The organism is Microbacterium sp. NPDC090281, assembly GCF_044769635.1.
In the GTDB taxonomy this organism is placed as follows: Bacteria; Actinomycetota; Actinomycetes; order Actinomycetales; family Microbacteriaceae; genus Microbacterium.
The window spans coordinates 2,250,982-2,272,441 of the sequence record NZ_JBIVYH010000001.1 but is presented as its reverse complement, the minus strand read 5'-3'; the positions used below and the strand labels follow the sequence as shown (position 1 = coordinate 2,272,441).

The window sequence follows — 21,460 nt, the reverse complement described above, 5'->3', positions numbered from 1 at the left end:
TCACATTACTCGGCGCCCTCGACATCGTCGGACGCGACGCGGGTCGACGGCGCAGCCCGACCGAACGCCTACCGCGAGAACTCGGTGCGCGTGAGCGGAGAGCTCTCTCGCGATGCCGTGACCAGAAACGTCACGGTATCCGGCAGGTAGCGGTCTTCGCCGTACTCGATCGGCTCGCCCCCAGGGGCGTAACTCACCCGCCGCACCCGCAGCAGCGGGCTCGCACGACGGACTCCGAGCAGGTCGGCGTCGGCGCTGGAGACGGAGACGGCGTCGATGGCGTGCTCGGCGAACGCAGTCACCACCCCGAAGTCGCGGGTCAGCGCGTCGACGACAGAGGCTTCGTCATCGGCGATCGCAACGACTTGATCGGCGATCCAGTGGGGATAGCACGTGCGCTCCAGCATCACATCGCGCCCGTCGATGCTGCGCGTCCTGGTCACGCGGAGTACCCGCGCCCTGGGGCTCACCCACAGCCGGCGCGCCTCGGCCGCTGTCGCCTCGCCGAACTCCTTGCGACGCACTCGGCCGCCGGGCTTCATCCCTTTGGAGCGGGCCCACTGGGCGAACGACCGTAGCTCCTCGAACGACTGGCTCTGACGGCCCGAACGGACGATCCACCCCGTGCCCTGAACCGGGGACACCAGCCCCCGGTCCTCGAGCCCCGCGAGTGCGCGGCGCACGGTCCCGCGGGCAGATCCGTAGTGCAGACCCAGCTTCGTCTCGGAGGGGAGGCTCGACCCGGGGACGAACTCCCCGTCGATGATCCTGGTCATCAGATCGCTCATGATTTCGCGGTGTGAGCGCGCGGTCGCCGGTGGCACGGTCTCACACTAGGCGAGCCGCACGGCCTCTGAACGCGCGAACAGGACAGCAGTTCACAGTTGTCCCGCGTGTCGCCCCGGGAGCAGCGATCGTTCAGCGGTCGTTCATCTGCGCGCCGTCCTCTGCACACCGAGGCGCGGGGTAATCATCCGGTGCCCCCGTCGATGACCCTCCCCCACCGCCACCTCGCAGAATGGCCCTCCGCCGTGCTCTTCGACCTCGACGGCACGCTCGTCGACAGCGAAAGCGTGTGGCTCGACACGATTCGTTCCCGGCTGGAGCGCGTCGGTGCACCGGTCTCGCCGACCCAGCTCGCCGACTTCGAGGGGCTCTCGAGCATCGACGCCGCACGCATACTGATCGCGGCCGAGGGGCTTGCCGCTGACGAGACGGAGGTCGTCACCGAGCTCGAAGACCACACGATCGGCACCTTCGCCGGTCGCCTGCGCTGGATCCGGGGCGCAGAAGAGGCGCTCCGTGGCTTGCGGCGGGAGGGCGTCCCGCTCGCCCTGGTCACGAGCTCGTCGCGCCGCTGGGTCGCCGCGGTCGAGGAGAGCGTGCACCTCGGCGCCTTCGACGCAGTGGTCACCGCCGATGACGTCCGGCATACGAAACCTCACCCCGAGCCCTACCAGCGGGCGGTCGGCCTACTCGGTGTCGACCCCAGCCACTGCCTCGTGTTCGAGGACTCGATGGTCGGGGCCCATGCCGCCCTCACCGCCGGCTGCCGAGTGGTGCAGGTGCGACCTGACGAGCACGGAGTGACCGGTACGACCGACCGGATCCCCGACCTCAGTCGTGTGACCCCGCCGTGGATCGCCTCCCTGCTGACCCGCGACCCCGCACTCCCCTGACCTCTCCCGCAGCCCACCCTCGTTCGAACCCGACCACCCCACGTGAGGAATCCCCATGTCGACCACTGAGCATCCGATGAAGACGCGCTCCCGTCCCGAGGCGACGCTGCGTCGTGCGCTGGGCGGAGGGGTGATCGCGGCGACGACCGCATTCGCCCTGCTCGTTCCCGCCCTCCCGGCAGCGGCTATCGTCCCGACGGCTCCACCCGCCGCAGAGCCGATGACCCAGCAGCGCATCGATGCAGCAAACGATGCGTACAACGGCGTGGACGCGAAACTCGAGTTCATCACGATGTCCGACACCGAGCTCGGCGGCGCCGCCACTGCCGACAAGACCTCGGAGCAGGTCGCCTATGAGGGAGCGAAGCCGCATTTCCAGGCGATCCGGTCCTGGGCGGACGCGAAGGGCTTCGACCCCAGCGTCGTCGTCGACAACGGCGACGTCGTCGGTGCGAACGATCCCGAGTACTCCGCCCACCTGGCGGGCGACAGCGAGAAGGTCGCAGGCTGGTATCGCGCGGTCGAACGGGTCATGCGCGAGAGCTTCCCCGAGTCGCAGGTGCTGCTCACCCAGGGCAACCACGACATCGCCGATCTGATGGGCAAGACGTTCGAGTCCGCGCGGGCGGATGCACCCGCCGGTGCGCCGGAGTGGTTCTACCCGAACGCCGACACTGCATATGTGAGCAACTTCCACACGACGATCGAGGGCATCGACTTCATCGGCCTCGACTACAACGGCACGAGCACGTTCGGCTACGGCGGGCAGCGCACCGGATATCAGGCCTTCCTCACCAGCACGCTGCAGGGCATCGCTGCGAAGCCCGACTACGACCCCGCCAAGCCGATCTTCGTCTCGATCCACAGCGGCTACTCCGGCACCTCACTCGGCGGACCGTTCCACGGCGACTACGACCTCGCCGGCCCCGATCTGCAGCGCATCCTCGCCTCCTATCCCCAGGTGATGCTCGGCTCGGCGCACACGCACTTCTCATCGAACCCCGAGACGAGCATCTTCCAGAAAGACTTCACGGTCTACGAGAACGCATCGATGAACTACATCTACCAAGATGTTCCGAGCGACTTCATCGGCGGTGGGTACTTCGGTGGCAACCAGGGCGATGCCGCCGCCGGAGTACCGCAGAAGAGCGCGAACTTCGTCTCGGTGCTCGCCGACGGCAGCACCGTCATCCGCCGTTTCGATGTCACCCACCAGCGCTGGATCGGCATGCCCTGGGTGGTCGACACGGCCAAGGGCAAGAGCGGTTTCACATACACCGCCGCGCAGCGCAGTACGACCGCGCCGTGGTGGGGCGTGGCCGCTATCACTGCTACCGATGTCACCGAGGAGTCGCTCACGCTCCGCTTCGACCAGGCCAAAGACGACGAACTCGTGAACTACTACGAGGTCGAGGTTCGCGACCAAGCCGGCAATCCGGTCTCGTTCACCGCGAACCAGATGCCCGACTTCGGGAACAACCCGGCAAAGTCCGTCACCGGATCGTTCAAGGCGTACTCCCGGTTCTACATGACTCCGAACACGATGGGCTTCGACATCCGCAGCCTGAAGGCGGCCAAGAACTACACCGTCACGGTCACCGCGTACGACGACTTCCAGAACGCGTCGGAGCCGCTCACCGGCACGGTGCGCACAGCCGGTGAGCTCATCTTCCCCGACTTCCCCGAGGCACCGGCGCCCGCTCCTGACGGCGAATTCCTGCACCTCGCCTTCGAGGGCGACCTCGGCGACACCGGCTCGCACGCGGGCACAGCACCCGTGGCGAAGCCTGTGGGCTCGGTCTCCTATGTCGCCTCCGACCGCCCCGGGTCTTCGGGAACGGCCGCGCGCATCGGCGGCGGCGCAGGCAGCTACATCGACCTCGGGTCGCGCCCCGAGTTCGACCTCGGCACCGACAAGGACCTGACGATCGGCTTCTGGACGAAGGTCACCGGCGTCAGCGGGTACGGCGCGATCATCAGCAACAAGAACTGGGCGAACTGGTACCGCTCCGGCATCAACCTCGCACCGGAGGGAACCAACACCGGCAAGCTCGAGTTCACGCTCGGCGACGGCACCAACGGCGTCTACGCCACCGGCGACGTCGGCGAGTACCGCGGCTCCTGGCACCACATGACGCTCACGGTCGACCGCACGCGCAACATCGCGAGCACTTACATGGACGGCGTGCTCGCGAAGGAGACGAGCATCGCGGGCATCGGCAGCATGACCAGCGGGCTGAACATGCTCGTGGGCGTCGACGGGAGCAAGAGCTACGGCATCGGTCTCGACATGGACGACCTGAAGATGTGGGACACGGCGCTGAATGCAAGCGAGGTCGCGGGGCTGTACGCCGCGGACGATTCCTCCGCCGAGACTGCCGCTCTCGCACAGGCGGTCGAGTACGCGACCGAGCTGATGAACGCGAACGATGTCGAGGCCGTGAACGGCCGGGTCTTCGATCAGACGCTCACCGATGCACTCGCCACGGCGACGGCGAACAGCTCCGCCCTACTGGCGGGGACTGCGGCCCCGGTCGACAGTGCGGTGGCCGCGGCTGCTGCCAGGGCCGCTGCCGCGACACCGACGAAGGAACAGCTGCGCACGAGCTTCGATGCGCTGAAGACCGCCGTCGACGCGGTGGAGGCGCAGCCCGTGCGATTCAGCTATCGAACCGAGGTCCGGGGCGGGACCGTGTCGCCTGCGGAAGGCGTCGCCGATCGTGGCGGCGTGGTGCGCCTGGCACTCGCTCCGGCTGACGGCTTCCGGATAGAGGGCTCCACGGTCGCGGTCAGCGGCGTCACGAGCTTCGCCATCGAAGGCAGCGAGCTGGTGTTGACCGGCGTGGAGAGCAGGGTGCTCGCCTCGGTGGAGTTCGCCCAGGTCGATGACGGCGGCCCCGGGGAAGGCGAGAACGGCGGCCCCGGCAACGGCGGCAACGGGAACGACGGCACCGGCGGCACCGGCACGAAGCCCGGATCCGATGACGCGTCGAAGGCCCTGGCCACGACGGGTGCGGACGCAGCGATGGGCTGGGTCTGGGCGGGCCTCGCCGCGACGCTGATGGCTGCCGGCGCCTGGCTCCTCCGCCTGCGTCGACGCTCGGCCTAGCAACGCTCGATGCTGCCCCCTGCATCCGATCCCGTCCGCGGATGATCGGATGCAGGGGGCAGCATCATTCCCGGCGCGACGGGCCGCTCCCGCCGCGCGCCTGGCCTGCACCGACCACTAAGACGGGGCACGTCTCAGCCCGCGACGGCGCCACCGTCGCCGGCCAGCCCGAGCGCTGCCAGAGCATCCCGCGCTTGTGCACCGGCGGTTGCCCGATCCGGCGCAGGGCGCAGACCCAGTAGGCGCTGACGATGGGGCTCCCCGAGAAGCAGCGTGAAGAGCTCCTCGGCGCGGACGACGTCATCGTCCGGCAGCAGCGACTGCAATCTCGCGATGTACCCACGAGGGCCCTCCTCGTAGAACCGGCGAGCGAGCTCGGGGAACCGTCGAGCCTCGCCGATCATCAGTCCATGCAGGCCCACCGCCTCGTCCGACTGCAGCGTGAACACGATGTCTTCGGCGAGTTGCTCGAGACCTTCGTCCGGCTCGTGCTGCCGGAGCGTCCGCTCGCGGAGACGTTCCACCGCAGCGAGGAAGATCTCGGTGCGGTCGCCGATGTAGACGTAGATCGTCCGCTTCGTCACGTGCGCCTCGGCGACGATGTCGTCGAGTGTGACCTGTTCGAACCCGCCCTCGACGAAGAGCCGCACAGCGGCGTCGAGGATGTCGTCGCGGCGCTGAGCCCGCTCATCCGCGGTAGGCCGACCGCGCTTGCGTCGTGGCGGGCTGTCCTCGATCTCCGGCATCCGATCCTCCTCGTGCACAGAACAACTATCATCGATTCTGGAATGATCCGTAGTTAGTTTCATTACTGGCGCGACGATCGCACCGCTCACCCCAGGCGAGAAGGAGAACCCTCATGCCCCCAGCCCGCACCGCCCGAACGACGAAGACCACGGCCGCACGTCCGCCGCAGTCCTCCCCCTCCGACGACCAGCTGCGCGCCCTCCATCGTCAGATGGTCCTGATCAGACGCTTCGAAGAACGAGCCGCACGCGCATACGCCGAAGCCAAGGTCGGCGGATACTGCCACCTCAACCTCGGAGAAGAAGCGACCGTCGTGGGGCTCATGGCCGCCCTCGAGAAGAGCGACTACGTCTACGCCAACTACCGGGAGCACGGCTACGCGCTCGCCAGAGGGATTTCGCCGGAACGGGCGATGGCCGAGCTCTACGGACGCACGGACGGGGTCTCGCGCGGGTGGGGCGGGTCCATGCACATGTTCGATCTCGACTCCCGATTCATGGGCGGCTATGGAATCGTCGGCGGACAGATCCCCCTCGCTACGGGCACCGCACTCGCGATCGACTATCGCGGCGGCACCGAGGCCGTCATGTGCCTCATGGGCGATGGCACGACGAACATCGGAGCCTTCCACGAGTCACTCAACATCGCCGCGCTCTGGGAACTGCCGATCGTGTACGTCGTCAACAACAACGGACTCGGGATGGGGACGACCGTCGAGCAGTCCTCGGCAGAACCTGAGCTGTACAAGCGCGCCTCCTCGTACCGCATGGCTTCCGCCCGCGTCGACGGTGGTGACCCGGTCGCCGTGCTCGATGCCGCACGCATCGCACTCGCCAGCGCCAGGGCAGGCCGGCCCTATCTCCTGGAGACGATGACCGGCCGGATGAAGGGGCACTCCGTCGTCGACCCCGCCCGCTACCGCTCCGAAGACGAGCGCGCCGCCGCCCGAGCCGCCGATCCGGTCGCGATTTTCGCCGCTTCCCTGCGCGAACGAGGCGTCCTCGGAGAGGGGGAGATCGAGAAGATCGATGCCGAGATCACGGCCGACGTCGCCGCCGCGGCGGCATTCGCCGACGCGAGCCCGGAACCAGACGTCTCCACGCTCTTCGACTACACGTACGCGACACCCGTTCCGAACGACTCACGGCGCCTCCCCGGCGACGCTCTCTTCCCCGCACCGCCGAGACCGCACGAGCTCGTATCCCCAGGGGGTGTCCGTTGAGCGTCATCAGCTACCGGCAGGCTCTGCACGATGCACTCCGTCTCGAGATGCTGCGAGACGACGACGTGTTCCTCATCGGAGAGGAGATCGGGCGCTTCGAAGGGTCTTACAAGATCACGGCCGGCCTGCTCGACGAATTCGGCCCGAAACGCGTCCGGGACACCCCCATCGCGGAAGAGGGCTTCACCGGTGCGGCGATCGGAGCGGCGATGGTGGGGCTCCGCCCGGTCGTCGAGATCATGACGATCAACTTCTCGCCGCTCGCGCTCGACCAGATCGTGAACCACGCCGCGAAGATCTACGGCATGTTCGGCGGCCAGGCCCATGTGCCCCTCGTCATCCGCACCCCCGGAGGCGGCGGGCAGCAGCTCGGCGCGACCCATTCGCAGAACATCGAGCTGTACTACGCGTTCGTCCCCGGGATGAAGGTCGTGGCCCCTGCCACCCCCGCCGATGCCAAGGCACTGATGCTCGCCGCCATCCGCGATGAGGATCCCGTCCTCGTCCTCGAGAACCTGGCGCTGTACAACACCACCGGCGAGGTGCCCGACGAACTCGAGCCGGCCGAGATCGGCCGCGCCTCGGTCGCCCGTGAGGGCAGCGACATCACCGTGGTCGCCTACTCCCAGATGACGCTCGTCGCTTTGGAGGCCGCTGAGCGCCTGGCCGCCGAAGGCATCGACGTCGAGATCGTCGACCTGCGCAGTCTGCGGCCTCTCGACCGCGAGACCATCGTCGCATCCGTGCGCAAGACGAACTGCGCCGTGACCCTGGAAGACGACTGGCTCACCTACGGCATCGGCGCGGAGATCGCCGCCACGATCAGCGACGGCGCCTTCGACTGGCTCGACGCCCCAGTCCGCCGGGTCGCCATGGCAGAGGTGCCGATGCCGTACGCCAAGTCCCTGGAAAGCGCCGCGCTGCCGTCTGTCGACGACGCCGTCACCGCCATCCGCGAAACGCTCGACGCCGTCGCCCGGCGCCGATGAGAACGAAGAAGAGACCATGATCGACATCCTCATGCCCCGCCTCTCCGACACGATGACCGAGGGAGCGATCGCCGCCTGGCACAAGAAGCCGGGCGACGTCGTCGCCCCCGGCGATCTCCTGCTCGAGGTCGAGACCGACAAGGCCCTGATGGAACAGGAGGCCTATGACGCCGGCGTGCTCGCGGAGATCCTCGTACCCGAGGGCGAGAACGTCGCCATCGGCACACCGATCGCACGGCTCGACGACGGCAGCGGCACCCCCGCCCCTTCGGCAGGAGACGTCCCCGCCCCGAACAGCGCCATGCCGGCACCATCCGCTCCGGTGCCGACGAGCGTCGAAGACGCGACAGCGACGGCGGTTCCGGCAGCGGCGGCGCGCGTGGCGGCGACGCCGCTCGTGCGCCGCATCGCCAGGGAGCACGGAATCGACCTCTCGGTGGTCACCGGCACGGGACCAGGAGGGCGCATCGTCAGGGCCGACCTCGACAGCCCGATCGTCGCGCCTGCTCCGGCGCCCGAAGACCGCGCACTCGCTGCGGACGTGGTCCCCTTCGACGCCACTCGCCGGATCATCGCCGCGCGGATGTCTGAGACCACGTCAATCCCGACCTTCACAGCGACATCCTCGGCACGGATCGACGAGCTCCTCGCGCTGCGCGCGCGTATCAACGAGACCACGGCGTCCGCGGCGCGCATCAGCATCAACGACCTCTTCGTCAAGGCGGTGGCCCTGGCCCTGCGGGCTCACCCCGGGATCAATGCCTCCTACTCCCCTGCCGGCGGCGGCGCCACGCTCCTGCACCGCGACGCCCATATCGGAGTGGCGATGGCGGCTCCCGCAGGACTGGTGGTCCCCGTGGTGCGTGCGGCGGACGCCGCGACGATAACGACCATCGCCGCTCGCACACGGGATCTCGCGGAGCGGGCCGCTGAGCGCCGGCTCAGTGCGGCAGAGCTGAGCGGTGGCACCTTCACCGTCAGCAACCTCGGCATGTTCGGCGTCGACCACTTCACGGCGATCATCAATCCGCCGCAGGGAGCCATTCTCGCGGTCGGAGGAATCCGCGAGGAGCTGACACTCGTCGACGAGCGGGTGATCGCCCATCGGCGGATCAGCTACACGCTCACGGCCGATCACCGGATCATCGACGGCGCCCTGGGCGCTCAGTTCCTGGCGACGCTGACGCACCTGCTCGAAGAACCGCTGCAGCTGCTCCTGTGAGCCGAAGTGCGGGGGCTTCAGGGCTCCCGCACCTGGCGGTCGATCACTTCCACGCACGCCTCGGAAACGAAGAAACCCCCGCCTGAGCGGGGGTTTTCATCTTGCTGGGGTACCTGGACTCGAACCAAGAACAACGGAACCAGAAACCGCCGTGTTGCCAATTACACCATACCCCAAGGGCGAAACCTGAGCCTCGCACCGAGATTCAAGCTTACCCGAGCGACGGCCGAACGCCAAAACCACCGGCGTGTGCCGCCGCTCGGGCGCGTCGCACCTCAGCTCGCGAGGAAAGCGGAGAGCGCGCGCAGACGGCGCAGGGACTCGTCCTTGCCCAGCAGCTCCATCGACTCGAACAGCGGCGGCGAGATCCGCCGGCCCGTGATGGCCACGCGCGGCGGGCCGTAGGCGATGCGCGGCTTGAGCTCGAGCTTCTCGACCAGCTCTGCGGCCAGCGCCTCCTGGATCTTCTCGGGCGTGAACTCCTCCACCGGCTCGAGAGCCACGATGCACGCGTCGAGCACCTCGGCGGCGTTGGCCGGCAGACCCTTGAGCGCATCCTCGGCGTACGAAACCTCGTCGCTGAAGAGGAAGCCGACCATACCGGGGACCTCACCCAGCAGCTGCACGCGCTCCTGCACGAGGGGCGCGACGCGGAACGCCATCACCAGCTGCTCGTGCGTGGGCTCGTCGAAGAGACCGGCTGCGGCGAGGTACGGGATCGTCCGCTCGGCGAAGTCCTTCTCCCCCAGCATCCGGATGTGGTCGCCGTTGATCGACTCGGCCTTCTTCTGGTCGAAGCGTGCCGGGTTCGGGTTGACGTTGACGATGTCGAACGCGGCGGTGAACTCGCCGAGCGAGAACACGTCGCGGTCGGGGCCGATCGACCAGCCGAGAAGCGCGAGGTAGTTGAGCAGCCCCTCGGGGATGAAACCGCGGTCGCGGTGCAGGAACAGGTCGGCCTGCGGGTCGCGCTTGGAGAGCTTCTTGTTGCCGGTCTCGCCCAGCACGAGCGGCATGTGCGCGAAGCGGGGCACGAACGTCGTGACGCCCGCGTCGATGAGTGCGGCGTAGAGCGACAGCTGGCGCGCGGTCGACGGCATGAGGTCTTCGCCGCGCAGCACGTGAGTGATGCCCATGAGCGCATCGTCGACCGGGTTCACGAACGTGTACAGCGGCACGCCGTTCGGGCGCACGACCACGAAGTCGGGGAACGAGCCGGCGGGGAACGTGACCTCGCCGCGGATGAGGTCGACGTAGGTGACGTCTTCGTCCGGCACGCGCAGGCGCAGGGCGGGCTGACGGCCTTCGTCGCGGAACGCCGCCTTCTGCTCGTCGGTCAGGTCGCGGTCGAAGTTGTCGTACCCGAGCTGCTTGGCACGGCCGGCTGCCTCGTTGCGGGCGTCGATCTCCTCGGCCGTCGAGTAGCTCTCATAGAGCGCACCCGTGGCGATGAGCTTGTCTATCACCTCACGGTAGATGTCGTGGCGCTCCGACTGCCGGTACGGAGCGTGCGGTCCGCCGACCTCGACACCCTCGTCCCAGTCGATCTTGAGCCACGTGAGAGCGTCGACGAGCTGACGGAAGCTCTCCTCGCTGTCGCGGGCGGCGTCGGTGTCCTCGATGCGGAACACCATCTTCCCGCCGTTGTGGCGGGCGTAGGCCCAGTTGTAGAGAGCCGTGCGGACCATGCCGACATGCGGCAGACCGGTCGGCGAGGGGCAGAAACGGACGCGGACGTCGGCACCACTGACAGTCGTGGTGAGGGGGTGAGGGGTAGCCATAGCCCTTCGATTCTACGGGGACGCCGCGTTCCGCCGTCGGCCTTCCGGACCGCTCAGTCGGCGGTGCCCACCGCCGCGCTGCAACCTCACCCTCCCGGGCAGTCGCAGTCGCCTCCGCTGTGGCATTGGCAGACCGGTGGCGGGTAGTCCGCCACCGTGACCACCTCCCGTACCTGCAGGTCCCCGAAGGGTACGACTTGTTCGTAGCCGGCTACATCGGCGACGTCACCGCATGCGGCACCCTCCACGCGGATCTCGGCGGCGGCCGTCGGGAAGACGAGATCGATGCAGGTCACGGCGTTCGACTGCTGGTACCCCAGCCCTCCGCCTGTCTGCGCGCCGCCGTCTACTGCGAGGGTCAGGGTGACGCTGTCCTCGGACTCGTCCAACGCCAACAGGGTGTACGAATGGTTGCCGTCGTCCGCACCGACTCGCGCATCACCGATGAAGTCGAGTCCCGCGATGGCGGCTTCCGGGTCGCTGACGATCTGGTCGCGGTACTCCCACAACACGTCTTGGGCCCCTTCGACCGCGTCAGCGAGGCTGTCCCTGACCAGGGTATCGATGCTCGGTGCGCAGCCTGTGGTCACGCCGATCGTCAGGGCGAGCACGACGCCCGCGGCGACTCGTCCGGCGAGGTGGGTCATGGATATGACCGTAGCGCAGGGCCGTGCCCCATCCGCGAACGCTCAGGGCAGCGCTCGCGGCCCCGCGCTCACGGCCACCGCCGCGCGATGCTCCAACGGCAGCGCCCCCTGCACACTCCGCTCGGCCGCGACCACCTCGAACGCCGCGCGGAAGCGGTGCCGGTCAACAGGTTCGAGCCCCGCATAGAGGGCCCCGGCGCCGGCCACTCCCCCTTCGACCGAGCGCCACAGTGCGGCCGGATCCGCGTTCCAGATCCAGCCGACCTCTGTGACCGTGACGGACCGCAGCCCGGCTTCCTCCAGCATCCGCCCGAATCCGTCGGCCGTCCGCTCGAAATCCTCGGTGGTCGGGAGTCGATCGCCCGCTAACGGAACGATCCCGGCACGCTCACTGATCTCGGCCCAGAGCCAGGAGGGCGAAAGCGTCCAGGTCGTCGCCACGACGGCACCCCGGCTGATCCGTCGCAGCTCCGCAGCGGACGAGCGCGGAGATGCGACATGATTCAGCACGAAGTTCGCGACCGCGACGTCGAACGCTCCGTCCGCGAACGGAAGTTCAGGAAGTGCGCCGTCGATCGTCTCGATCAACGGGTGCAGCCGACGCGAGGCCGCGCGCATGGTGGGCTCCGGTTCACATGCGCTGACACCCCAGCCCTCCGCCGACCATGCCGCCGCGAGCGTGCCGTCTCCGGCGCCGACGTCGACCAGGCGGCGGCCGTTCGGTTCCCCCAGCGCATCGCGCATCGTGGGGAACGTGCCCGCGCACAGGGCGGCGTACGACGCGGAGTAGGCCTCGCCGACACCGGCCCAGTCCTTCATCGTGCCCCGGAGCGCGCCAGTGGAGACAGCGCGACGATCGCGACGACCAGGACGAACGCGGCGATGCCGAGGCCCGAATACTGGAAGTTCGACAACACCACACCGGCCAGCACCGAGCCTGCCGCTGCCGAAAGACTCATCAGAGAGTCGCTGCGGCCCTGTCGGCGCGTGCGGAGCTCGGGTGCCGAGGCCTCGGTGAGTAGAGCGGCACCTGCCACCGTCGCCGCGCTCCATCCCAGGCCCAGCAGAATGAGCGCGACCATCACCCCCCAGGCCTCCGTGCCCGTGAACACGGCGAATGCGAGGGCGCCGGCGAGCAGTATCTGTCCGAGCAGCACGACCCTGAGTCGGCCCCAGCGGTCGGCCAGCACACCGAACACCGGAGACAGAGCGTACATCCCGCCGACGTGCAGAGCGATGGTGATCCCCACCAGCGCAGACACATCAGCCGGAGTCGCGGCCATGCCACCGGCGCCGTGCGCCATGTGCGACAGGTGCACTGGCGTCATCGCCATGACCGAGGCCATGACGACGTGAGAGCCGGCGATCGCGAAGATCGCATATCGCGCGACTCGCGGGCGGTCGGCCTGGGACACCCCTGTCGCGGCAGCCGCCGCCTTCGCCAGACGCTGTGCCGCGAGGAGCGGGTCCGGGCGCAGGGCGACGATGTACAGCACCAAAGCCACGCACTGCGCGACGAAGGAGAACAGATAGGAGCCGGTCTGCGGCGGCATCCCGACCGCCTGGCCGACGATCTCGCCAGGACCGAGCAGAAGCGGCCCTGCGACTCCGCCGATAGTGGTCGACCAGACGACGATCGAGAGATCGCGGCCCCGATGCTGCGGCGCGGCGAGATCGGTCGCGGCGAATCGCGACTGGAGGTTGCCGGCGTTGCCCGCGCCGATCATCAGGATGCCGGCGAGCAGAAGGGGGAACACCCGCAACGAGGCGGCGAGGATCACGACGGCGATGCCCACCAGCGCGAAGAGGTTGCCGAGCGTGAGAGCACGACGCCGTCCGACGCGAGCCGCGAGCCGGGCGAGCGGGATGGCACATGCCGCCGCACCCAACGTGACGGAGGCCGTGGCGAGACCCGACAGTGCGTCGTTCCCCGAGATGTCGGCCGCCAGGAGCGCGCCGAGCGAGACCGTGGCCCCGAAGGCGATCCCACCCAGCACCTGCCCGAACGACAGCACCAGCACGGTGCGCCGCTGGACCGCCGTCTGCTGCGCCGCCGTCAGGGCGACGTCGGTCATGGCGCTGGTACGGCGTCGCGCACGGTGTTGCGCAGGATTCCCAACCCCGAGATCTCGACCTCGACGACGTCTCCGGCAACGAACGTGCCGACACCGGCCGGCGTTCCCGTCATGATGACATCGCCGGGAAGCAGGGTGAACACCGCCGAGGCGTATTCGATGATCGCCGGCACCGAGTGGATCATGTCGGTGAGCGGCGCGTGCTGGCGCACCTCGCCGTTGACCCGTGTCTCGATCGTGGCCTTCGAGGAATCGAAGTCGGTCTCGATCACCGGCCCGAGCGGGCAGAACGTGTCGAAGCCCTTCGCACGCGCCCACTGGCCGTCCTTGCGCTGCAGGTCGCGTGCGGTCACGTCGTTGCCGATCGTGTAGCCGAGCACGTAGTCGAGCGCGTTCTCCGCCTTCACGTTCTTCGCGATCTTCCCGATGACCACGACGAGCTCGCCCTCGTACTCGGTGCGCTCGGACAGCGTCGGGCGCACGATCGTGTCGCCGGGGCCGATCACAGAGGTGTTCGGCTTGAGGAACAGCAGCGGCTCCTCGGGAGCCACTCCCCCCATCTCAGCGGCGTGGTCGTGGTAGTTCTTGCCGACGCAGACCACCTTGGACCGCGGAATCACGGGCGCGAGCAGAGCCGCATCCGCCAAGGGCACGCGTGCCCCGGTGGTCTCGTACCCTGCGAACATCGGGTCTCCGGCCAGCACCACGAGCTCACGCTCGTCGATGATCCCGTACATGATGGCTTCGTCGTGGCTGAACCGGGCGATCTTCATGGGATCCAGCCTACCGAGCGCAGTCCACCTCGCCGAGACCCACCGCAGACGCCGAGACCCACGCCCGCAGGTGGCAGCAGGCGTGGGTCTCGGCGGTGAGCGTGGGTCTCGACCGATCAGGCGTCGAGGCGCAGGAGCCAGCCGTGCTTGTCCTCGCGACGGCCGTACTGGATGTCGGTGAGCTCCTCGCGCAGGGAGAGCGCGAGCTCGCCCAACGGCTGCGGCTCGTCGAAGCCCTCGCCGACGAGCGCGCCGATCGGGGTGACGACCGCGGCCGTGCCGCACGCGAACACCTCGACGATGTCGCCGGAGGCCACGCCTTCGCGCCACTCGTCGATCGAGATCGGTCGCTTCTCGACCGTGTAGCCGCGGTCCTCGGCGAGCTGCAGGAGAGAGTCGCGCGTGATGCCCTCGAGGATGCTGTCCGACTCCGGGGTGACGACACGGCCGTCCTTGAAGACGAAGACGACGTTCATACCGCCGAGCTCCTCGACGTTGCGGTGCTCGTTCAGGAACACGACCTGGTCACAGCCCTTGGCACTCGCCTCGCTCTGAGCGAGCAGGCTCGATGCGTAGTTGCCGCCGGTCTTCGCCTTGCCCGTTCCGCCCTTGCCCGCGCGGGCGTACTCCTCGGAGAGCCAGATGCGCACCGGCTTCACACCGCCGGAGAAATAGGCGCCTGCGGGGCTCGCGATCACGTAGTAGGCGACCTTCTGCGCCGCCCGCACGCCGAGGAACGCCTCTTTGGCGAACATGAACGGGCGCAGGTACAGGCTCTGGTCGGCTCCGCCCGGCACCCAGCGTCCGTCGACGGCGACGAGCTCGCGCAGCGACTGGATGAAGTACTCGGTCGGCAGTTCGGGCAGCGCGAGGCGACGAGCACTGGCCTGCAGACGCGCGGCGTTGCGGTCGGGCCGGAAGGTGTGGATCGAGCCGTCGGCGTGACGGTAGGCCTTGATGCCCTCGAAGATCTCCTGCGCATAGTGCAGGACGGAGGCCGCCGGGTCGAGCGGGATCGGACCGTAGGGCTGCACACGCGGACGGTGCCATCCGCCCTTGGCCGACCAGCAGATGTCGACCATGTGGTCGGTGAAGACCACACCGAACCCAGGATTCTCCAGTGCCTCGGCGAGCCGGGCAGGTGAAGCCGCGTTCAGGTTCTTCATGACGAGGAACTCCAGTGGAGCCACGGTCGCCTCTGCATCGATGGTCGTCATCTCGTCTTCCATTCCTCGTGGGTGGGCGCATCTTCGCGCCCGTTCAGCCTACGCCTGCGGTCAGAGGCGTGCAGCGATCGCGGAGCCGATCTCCGCCGTCGTACGGGCCGCCGTGCGGGCGGCGATGTCGGCCTCGACCGCGGCGCTCACGCGTGCGGATTCCTCGGCGAGACCGAGGTGGTCGAGCAGCAGCGCGATCGAGAGGATCGCGGCGGTCGGGTCGGCCTTCTGCTGCCCCGCGATGTCGGGAGCGGAGCCGTGCACGGGCTCGAACATCGAGGGGAACGCACCGTCGGGGTTGATGTTCCCCGATGCGGCGAGGCCGATGCCGCCGGTGACCGCGCCGGCGAGGTCGGTGAGGATGTCACCGAACAGGTTGTCGGTCACGATCACGTCGAAGCGCGAGGGGTCTGTGACCAGGAAGATCGTGGCGGCGTCGACGTGCAGGTAGTCGACGGCGACGTCGGGGTGCCCGGCTGCGACCTCGTTCACGATGCGCTGCCAGATCGCGCCGGCGTGCACGAGAACGTTGGTCTTGTGCACGAGCGTCACCTTCTTGCGACGACGCTCTGCGAGCTCGAACGCGTAGCGCACGACGCGCTCGACGCCGAATGCGGTGTTCACCGAGGTCTCGTTCGCGATCTCGTGCGGCGTGCCCTTGCGGATCGCGCCGCCGTTGCCGACGTAAGGTCCCTCCGTGCCTTCACGCACCACGACGAAGTCGATTTCGCCCGGGTCGGACAGGGGGCCGGGCGCACCGACGAAGAGCTTCGACGGACGCAGGTTCACGTAGTGGTCGAGAGTGAAGCGCAGCTTGAGCAGCAGCCCCCGCTCGATGTTGGCGTCTTTCAGGCGCGGGTCGCCGGGGGTGCCGCCGACCGCGCCGAGCAGGATCGCATCGTTCGATGCGATGGCTGCGAGGTCGTCATCCGTGAGCGTGTCGCCGGTCTCGAGGAAGCGTCCTGCACCGAGCGAGAAACGGGTCCTATCGAAGACAACTCCGCTGTCGGCCGTGACGGCGTCGAGCACCTTCTCCGCCTCGGCGATGACCTCGGGTCCGATGCCGTCACCGGGGATGACGGCCAGCTTCACGACACGCGACATTGACACTCCTTGCGCACTGCACGGGGATGGACCGGCCCTGGCCCGACGAGTGTCGAGCGAGCCGGTCCTCCCAGCGTACTGGTCAGTGCGAGGGGGCCTTGCGCAGTGTGACGGCGGCGATGACGCCGGCGACGACCACAAGCCCTGCCCCGATCAGCGAGGTGACCATCACACCGGAGCCGAACGCGGCAGCAGCCGCATCCCAGAGCGCCGTCCCGAGCTGCCCCGGAAGCGCCTGCGCCGCCGTGTATGCGCCCGCGAGCGTCTCCCCCGCCGCATGTGCGACGTCGGCCGGCAGCCCTTCCGGGAGCACGAGCGCGCCACGATAGAAGGCTGTGATGATGCCGCCGAGCACCGCAGTGCCGAGCACGGCGCCGAGCTCGTACGCCGTTTCGGAGACGGCACTGGCCGCGCCGGCCTTCGCCGCAGGAGCACTCGACAGGATCAGCTCATTGGAGATCGTCTCGGCCGCGCCGATTCCGATGCCGAGCACCACGAATGCGACCACGAGAGGCAGGACGCCGTGCTCATGGGTCGTGAACGCGACGATCAGGTATCCGGCGACCGAAAATGCGAGTCCGACGGGGATCACGATGTGCGGCGGCACCCGACGCGAGACCGGTACTACTGAGAGACCGGCGACGATCATCGCGAGCATTCCGGGGACGAGCGCGAAGCCGGCCATCATCGGCGACAGTCCGAGGACGAGCTGCAGATGCTGCGACACGAAGTACAGGAATCCGACCAGCGCCACCACACTGAGCAGGTTGACCAGGATCGCTCCGGAGAACGACCCACGCTTGAACAGAGCCATGTCGAGCATCGGACTCTTCACGCGCAACTGGCGACGCACGAACAGGTATCCCATGCCGAATCCGAGCAGTGCCCATGCGCCTGCCGTCAGGCTCGGCCCGTCGACGGCCAGCGACTTGATCGCGTAGACCACAGGGATCATCGTGGCCATCGACAGCGCGATGCTGACCAGGTCGATCCGGCCGGGGTTCGGGTCGCGGCTCTCCGGTACCAGCAGCGGCGCGGCGATGAGCAGCGGGATGAGCACCGGGACGGCGATCAGGAAGACGGAGCCCCACGCGAAGTGCTCGAGGAGGATACCGCCCACGATCGGGCCGAGCGCGGAACCGGCGGAGAAGGCCGAGGCCCACACCGCGATGGCCATGCGGCGCTGGTCGCGGTTCTGGAAGATGGAGCGCAGGAGGGAGAGGGTCGACGGCATCAGCATGGCGCCGAAGAAGCCCAGGAGCGCACGGGCGGCGATGAGCAGTCCCGCTGTCGGTGCGAAAGCGGCGAGGGCCGAGACAGCAGCGAAGCCGGTCGCGCCGATCAGCAGCATCTTCCGGCGGCCGAAGCGGTCACCCAGCGTGCCCATGGTGACGAGGAGACCCGCGAGAACCAGCGGGTACACATCGATGATCCACAGCTGCTCAGCACCCGTCGGCGCGAGCGCGATGGAGATCTCGGGGAGCGCGAAGCTCAGCACCGTGTTGTCCACCGACACCAGCAGCACCGGCAGCATGAGGACGACGAGCGCCGCCCAGCCGCGGGCTCCGACGCGGGGAGCGTCCGTCTCTGTCGTCGGGATCGACGCAGTACGGGTCATGGAACACCTCTCAGGAATCGTGATGGCTCGGTTAGTGAACCGTCCAGATGGTATAGTAACAGAATTCCCGCCCGTCACCTGTGCAGAGGAGCCACGATGCCCCGACCTCCGCTCGCCCGCGAGAAGGTTCTCGACGCCTTCGAAGCGATCCTCATCGAAGACGGTGAGCGGGCAGCAACGCTCGACGCGACGGCCAAGGCCGCAGGCGTCTCCAAGGGTGGGCTCCTGTATCACTTCGGCTCGAAGGATGAGCTGGTGGCAGGCCTCGTAGAGCGCCTCGACCGGCTCACGAACCTTGACCTGGAGCGGATGACGGCGGCCGAGGAAGGCCCCGTCGCCTACTACGTACGCACATCTGTGATGGAGGACGACGCCCTCGATCGGGTCCTGATCGCCGCGACCCGGCTGGCGCAGGGCGGATCGGTCCCCGCAGCCGACATGCTCCGCGAGACGCGAGGCCGCTGGGCGGACACGATCCGCCCCCATGTGCGAGACGCCGCGAGCCTCGACCTCGTGATGCTGGTCAGCGACGGCCTCTACTTCAACAACTCGCTCGACGTGCACGGACCGGAGCGACTGGTCCCCCGCAGCCACGAACTCGCCGAGCTGATCGCTCTGGTGCTGAAGGCGACGGCCTGATCCCGGCTGCAACGAGAGAGGGCGGGAGCATCGCGCTCCCGCCCTCTCTCGTGAATCTGCCGATCAGATCTCGGTGATCTCGATCTGACGGAAGAGGTCGGCGTCGATCGCGTGGCGCACATCGTCGAGCAGCTCGTCGGAGACCGGCGAGTCCAATGTCAGGACACTGAGCGCCTGCGCACCGGCCGCCTGCCGAGCGATCTGCATGCCGGCGATGTTGATGCCCGCCTCGCCGAACTTCTGGCCGTACACAGCCACGATGCCAGGACGGTCGGTGTACAGCATGACCACGTGGTGCTTCTCGATCGGCAGTTCGAGTGCGTGATCGTTGATCCCGATCAGCTTCTCGGCCTGCTTCGGACCGGTGAGCGTGCCGGACACGGACAGCTGCGTGCCGTCGGACAGCGCCCCGGCCAGCGTGATCACGTTGCGGTACTCGTCGCTCACGTCATCCTTGATGAGGCGCACCGCGATGCCGCGCTGGTCGGCCAGGAGCGGCGCGTTGACGTAGGACACCGTCTCACTGACGATGTTCGTGAAGACGCCCTTGAGCGCTGCGAGCTTGAGGACGCTCACGTCATAGTCGTTGAGTTCGCCGTGCACTTCGACATCGAGGCTCGTGAGCGGCGACGTCGCCAGCGAGGCGAAGATCTGACCGAGCTTCTCGACCAGCGAGATACCCGGGCGTACGTACGGGTCGATGATGCCACCGGCGACGTTCACCGCGTCAGGGACGAGGTCGCCACCCAGAGCCAGTCGCACGGAACGGGCGACCGAGACTCCAGCCTTCTCCTGCGCCTCTTCGGTGCTGGCGCCGAGATGCGGTGTGACGACGACGTTCGGCAGGTCGAGGAGCGGGCGTGCGGTGCCGCCTTCCGCCGGGGGCTCCGTCGTGAAGACGTCGAGGCCTGCGCCAGCGATCTCACCGGCAACGAGCGCGGTGTGCAGCGCCTCCTCGTCGATCAGTCCGCCGCGGGCCACGTTCACGACGAAAGCGGTCGGCTTCATGGCCTTGAACTGCTCGGCGCCGATCATGCCCGTCGTCTCGGGCGTCTTCGGCATGTGGATCGTGAGGAAGTCCGACTCGGCGACGAGCTCGTCGAGCGAGAGCAGCTGCACGCCGAGCTGCTGTGCACGGGCGGAGGTGACATAGGGGTCATAGGCGACGACGCGCATGTCGAACGCCGCCAGACGCGCGGCGACGAGGGCGCCGATACGGCCGAGTCCGACGATGCCGACGGTCTTCTCGAACAGTTCGGCACCGGTGAAGGAGCTGCGCTTCCACGCACCGGCCGACAGCGAGGCGTGAGCGGCCGGGATGCGACGGGCGAGGCTCAGGATGTGGCCGACCGTGAGCTCGGCGGCCGAGACGATGTTCGAGGTCGGCGCGTTGACGACCATGACCCCGGCAGCAGTTGCCGCCTTGATGTCGACGTTGTCGAGGCCCACTCCGGCGCGGGCGACGACCTTCAGCTTCGGGGCGTGCCCCAGAGCCTCTTCGTCGATGCGGGTCGCCGAACGGACCAGCACGGCGTCGGCATCCGCGAGTGCCGCGAACAGCGCCTCGCGGTCGGTGCCATCGACATCGCGGACGTCGAAGTCGGGACCGAGAGCGTCGATCGTGGCGGGAGAGAGTACTTCGGCGATAAGCACGACAGGCTTCGGCACAGTGGATCCTTCGGGGCAGCGCGGCAGGGGCCGATGCGCCGCACACCATGGGGGCGCGATCGCGTCAACTCTACCGGAGCAGTCACCACGCTCCGTGCCGTGTGACGCCGCGCGAACCGCGTCTCAGGCGCTCGGCATCGTGAGGCTCAGCGCGATCAGGCTCATCCAGAACACCGCGACGATGCCGAGGCCCGCGAGGAACACGAGAGCGAGCTCCCCCACTCGACGCCGCCTGCCGATGACATACGCGAAGGCGAAGACGATGGCGGGGAAGACCACGCCGAACAGCAGCGTCGCCCATCCACCACCGGTGAGCCCGGTCTGCGCCATCGTGATCAGATGCGCCACCGCGTTCCACACCGCATAGGCGTAGAACAATCCCGCCAATCCGATGACGAGTCCGACGAGCCAGCGCGGCGATCCTGCAGAAACCTGCTGTGCGGTCTGAGAGGTACTCATGATCCGATCACCCCCACAGTGACGAAGGGCCAGGGAACGAGGAGGACCACTCCGGCGAGCAGCACGGCGACGCGGATCCAGGCCGCTCTCCCCCGCGTGAGCACCCAGCTCGCCAGGAACCACAGCGCGGGCGCCGCGACAGCGAGGAAGAACCACGGCAGGAACATCACGTCGGAGACGAGGAACGACGCCAGCGGCTGGAGCCGGAGTCCGCCGATGATCCAGCCGATCGTGTAGAGGAGGTAGACACCGCCCACGATGCCGACCAGCAGCAGCATCGGCGTGCTCAGCCCCGCGGGCTCGTCCGCCTGTGCGGGCGTGATCGTGCCGTCATCCTCGATGGTGCCCACGTCGTCACTGCCCTTGCCGACGGCGTTCCAGCCCTGCGGAAGCGCGCGATCCTGCGGCGGAACGGCCTCGTCACCATCCCAGTTGAGGGCGTCGTCGGAATCGGAAGTCATGTCCCCAGCGTAGGACACCGATTCCACTAGGCTCGGGGTTGCCTTGAGCC

The 21,460-nt window shown here is 68.2% G+C and carries 19 protein-coding genes and 1 tRNA gene; 6 read left to right on the top strand and 14 right to left on the bottom strand.

The genetic code is table 11. The features are described from left to right. Positions 1-68 precede the first annotated feature (68 nt). Positions 69-788: a GntR family transcriptional regulator gene (locus ACIQTX_RS10870; RefSeq protein WP_402972043.1), complete on the bottom strand. Its 720-nt coding sequence runs from the start codon at positions 786-788 to the stop codon at positions 69-71. Positions 789-989: 201 nt separating this feature from the next. Here ACIQTX_RS10870 and ACIQTX_RS10865 point away from each other — a divergent pair, with 201 nt between their 5' ends. Together ACIQTX_RS10865 and ACIQTX_RS10860 are read left to right on the top strand one after the other, a co-directional pair. Then, a complete protein-coding gene (locus ACIQTX_RS10865) occupies positions 990-1,679 on the top strand; it encodes an HAD family hydrolase (RefSeq protein ID WP_402972041.1) in 690 nt (229 codons plus the stop codon). A gap of 55 nt (positions 1,680-1,734) precedes the next feature. Beyond that, positions 1,735-4,788, top strand: coding sequence for a LamG domain-containing protein (locus ACIQTX_RS10860; RefSeq protein WP_402972039.1), 3,054 nt, complete (start codon positions 1,735-1,737; stop codon positions 4,786-4,788). Between the two features lie 134 nt (positions 4,789-4,922). Here ACIQTX_RS10860 and ACIQTX_RS10855 read toward each other — a convergent pair whose 3' ends face one another. Continuing rightward, positions 4,923-5,534 carry a TetR/AcrR family transcriptional regulator gene (locus ACIQTX_RS10855; protein ID WP_105525497.1) on the bottom strand — a complete coding sequence of 204 codons (612 nt, stop codon included), beginning with the start codon at positions 5,532-5,534 and terminating at the stop codon, positions 4,923-4,925. Between the two features lie 113 nt (positions 5,535-5,647). Here ACIQTX_RS10855 and pdhA point away from each other — a divergent pair, with 113 nt between their 5' ends. From pdhA to ACIQTX_RS10840, 3 genes are read left to right on the top strand one after another with little or no spacing between them, the layout of a single operon-like run. Further along, positions 5,648-6,757 (top strand): pyruvate dehydrogenase (acetyl-transferring) E1 component subunit alpha, encoded by a 1,110-nt coding sequence (pdhA, locus tag ACIQTX_RS10850; RefSeq protein WP_402972036.1) that lies wholly within the window; start codon positions 5,648-5,650, stop codon positions 6,755-6,757. Continuing rightward, complete coding sequence (locus ACIQTX_RS10845; RefSeq protein WP_402972034.1) at positions 6,754-7,746, top strand: alpha-ketoacid dehydrogenase subunit beta; 993 nt, start codon at positions 6,754-6,756, stop codon at positions 7,744-7,746. Before pdhA ends, ACIQTX_RS10845 begins: the two co-directional genes overlap by 4 nt. Positions 7,747-7,762: 16 nt before the next feature. Then, positions 7,763-8,968, top strand: coding sequence for a dihydrolipoamide acetyltransferase family protein (locus ACIQTX_RS10840; protein WP_402972032.1), 1,206 nt, complete (start codon positions 7,763-7,765; stop codon positions 8,966-8,968). A gap of 104 nt (positions 8,969-9,072) precedes the next feature. Here ACIQTX_RS10840 and ACIQTX_RS10835 read toward each other — a convergent pair. The 9 genes from ACIQTX_RS10835 to ACIQTX_RS10795 all read right to left on the bottom strand — a co-directional run bounded on the left by ACIQTX_RS10835 (position 9,073) and on the right by ACIQTX_RS10795 (position 18,183). Then, positions 9,073-9,144 (bottom strand) — tRNA-Gln (locus ACIQTX_RS10835). A 99-nt stretch (positions 9,145-9,243) separates the two neighbouring features. Then, positions 9,244-10,749, bottom strand: coding sequence for a glutamate--tRNA ligase (gltX, locus tag ACIQTX_RS10830; protein WP_402972030.1), 1,506 nt, complete (start codon positions 10,747-10,749; stop codon positions 9,244-9,246). An 86-nt stretch (positions 10,750-10,835) separates the two neighbouring features. Continuing rightward, complete coding sequence (locus ACIQTX_RS10825) at positions 10,836-11,396, bottom strand: hypothetical protein (RefSeq protein WP_402972028.1); 561 nt, start codon at positions 11,394-11,396, stop codon at positions 10,836-10,838. 42 nt (positions 11,397-11,438) lie between these two features. Further along, positions 11,439-12,215, bottom strand: coding sequence for a class I SAM-dependent methyltransferase (locus ACIQTX_RS10820; protein WP_402972026.1), 777 nt, complete (start codon positions 12,213-12,215; stop codon positions 11,439-11,441). Next, complete coding sequence (locus ACIQTX_RS10815) at positions 12,212-13,471, bottom strand: MFS transporter (protein WP_402972024.1); 1,260 nt, start codon at positions 13,469-13,471, stop codon at positions 12,212-12,214. The genes ACIQTX_RS10820 and ACIQTX_RS10815 overlap by 4 nt, the downstream gene beginning before the upstream one ends. Further along, positions 13,468-14,244 (bottom strand): fumarylacetoacetate hydrolase family protein, encoded by a 777-nt coding sequence (locus ACIQTX_RS10810; protein ID WP_028502742.1) that lies wholly within the window; start codon positions 14,242-14,244, stop codon positions 13,468-13,470. Before ACIQTX_RS10810 ends, ACIQTX_RS10815 begins: the two co-directional genes overlap by 4 nt. A 116-nt stretch (positions 14,245-14,360) precedes the next feature. Then, positions 14,361-15,461, bottom strand: coding sequence for a branched-chain amino acid aminotransferase (locus tag ACIQTX_RS10805; protein WP_402972022.1), 1,101 nt, complete (start codon positions 15,459-15,461; stop codon positions 14,361-14,363). Positions 15,462-15,521: 60 nt separating this feature from the next. Beyond that, a complete protein-coding gene (locus ACIQTX_RS10800) occupies positions 15,522-16,565 on the bottom strand; it encodes a 3-isopropylmalate dehydrogenase (RefSeq protein ID WP_402972020.1) in 1,044 nt (347 codons plus the stop codon). An 82-nt stretch (positions 16,566-16,647) separates the two neighbouring features. Beyond that, complete coding sequence (locus tag ACIQTX_RS10795; RefSeq protein WP_105525505.1) at positions 16,648-18,183, bottom strand: MFS transporter; 1,536 nt, start codon at positions 18,181-18,183, stop codon at positions 16,648-16,650. A 96-nt stretch (positions 18,184-18,279) separates the two neighbouring features. Between ACIQTX_RS10795 and ACIQTX_RS10790 the strand changes: the two genes are divergently transcribed. Next, positions 18,280-18,822 carry a TetR/AcrR family transcriptional regulator gene (locus tag ACIQTX_RS10790; RefSeq protein WP_028502746.1) on the top strand — a complete coding sequence of 181 codons (543 nt, stop codon included), beginning with the start codon at positions 18,280-18,282 and terminating at the stop codon, positions 18,820-18,822. Between the two features lie 63 nt (positions 18,823-18,885). Here the strand turns inward: ACIQTX_RS10790 and serA are convergent, their stop codons facing one another. From serA to ACIQTX_RS10775, 3 genes are all read right to left on the bottom strand, one after another. Continuing rightward, on the bottom strand, positions 18,886-20,490 hold the full coding sequence (gene serA / locus ACIQTX_RS10785) for a phosphoglycerate dehydrogenase (RefSeq protein ID WP_402972017.1): 1,605 nt from the start codon (positions 20,488-20,490) through the stop codon (positions 18,886-18,888). A 123-nt stretch (positions 20,491-20,613) separates the two neighbouring features. Further along, a complete protein-coding gene (locus ACIQTX_RS10780; protein WP_402972015.1) occupies positions 20,614-20,949 on the bottom strand; it encodes a hypothetical protein in 336 nt (111 codons plus the stop codon). Next, positions 20,946-21,410, bottom strand: a complete 465-nt coding sequence (locus tag ACIQTX_RS10775) for a hypothetical protein (RefSeq protein ID WP_036274376.1) — start codon at positions 21,408-21,410, stop codon at positions 20,946-20,948. Before ACIQTX_RS10775 ends, ACIQTX_RS10780 begins: the two co-directional genes overlap by 4 nt. Between the last annotated feature and the right edge of the window lie 50 nt (positions 21,411-21,460).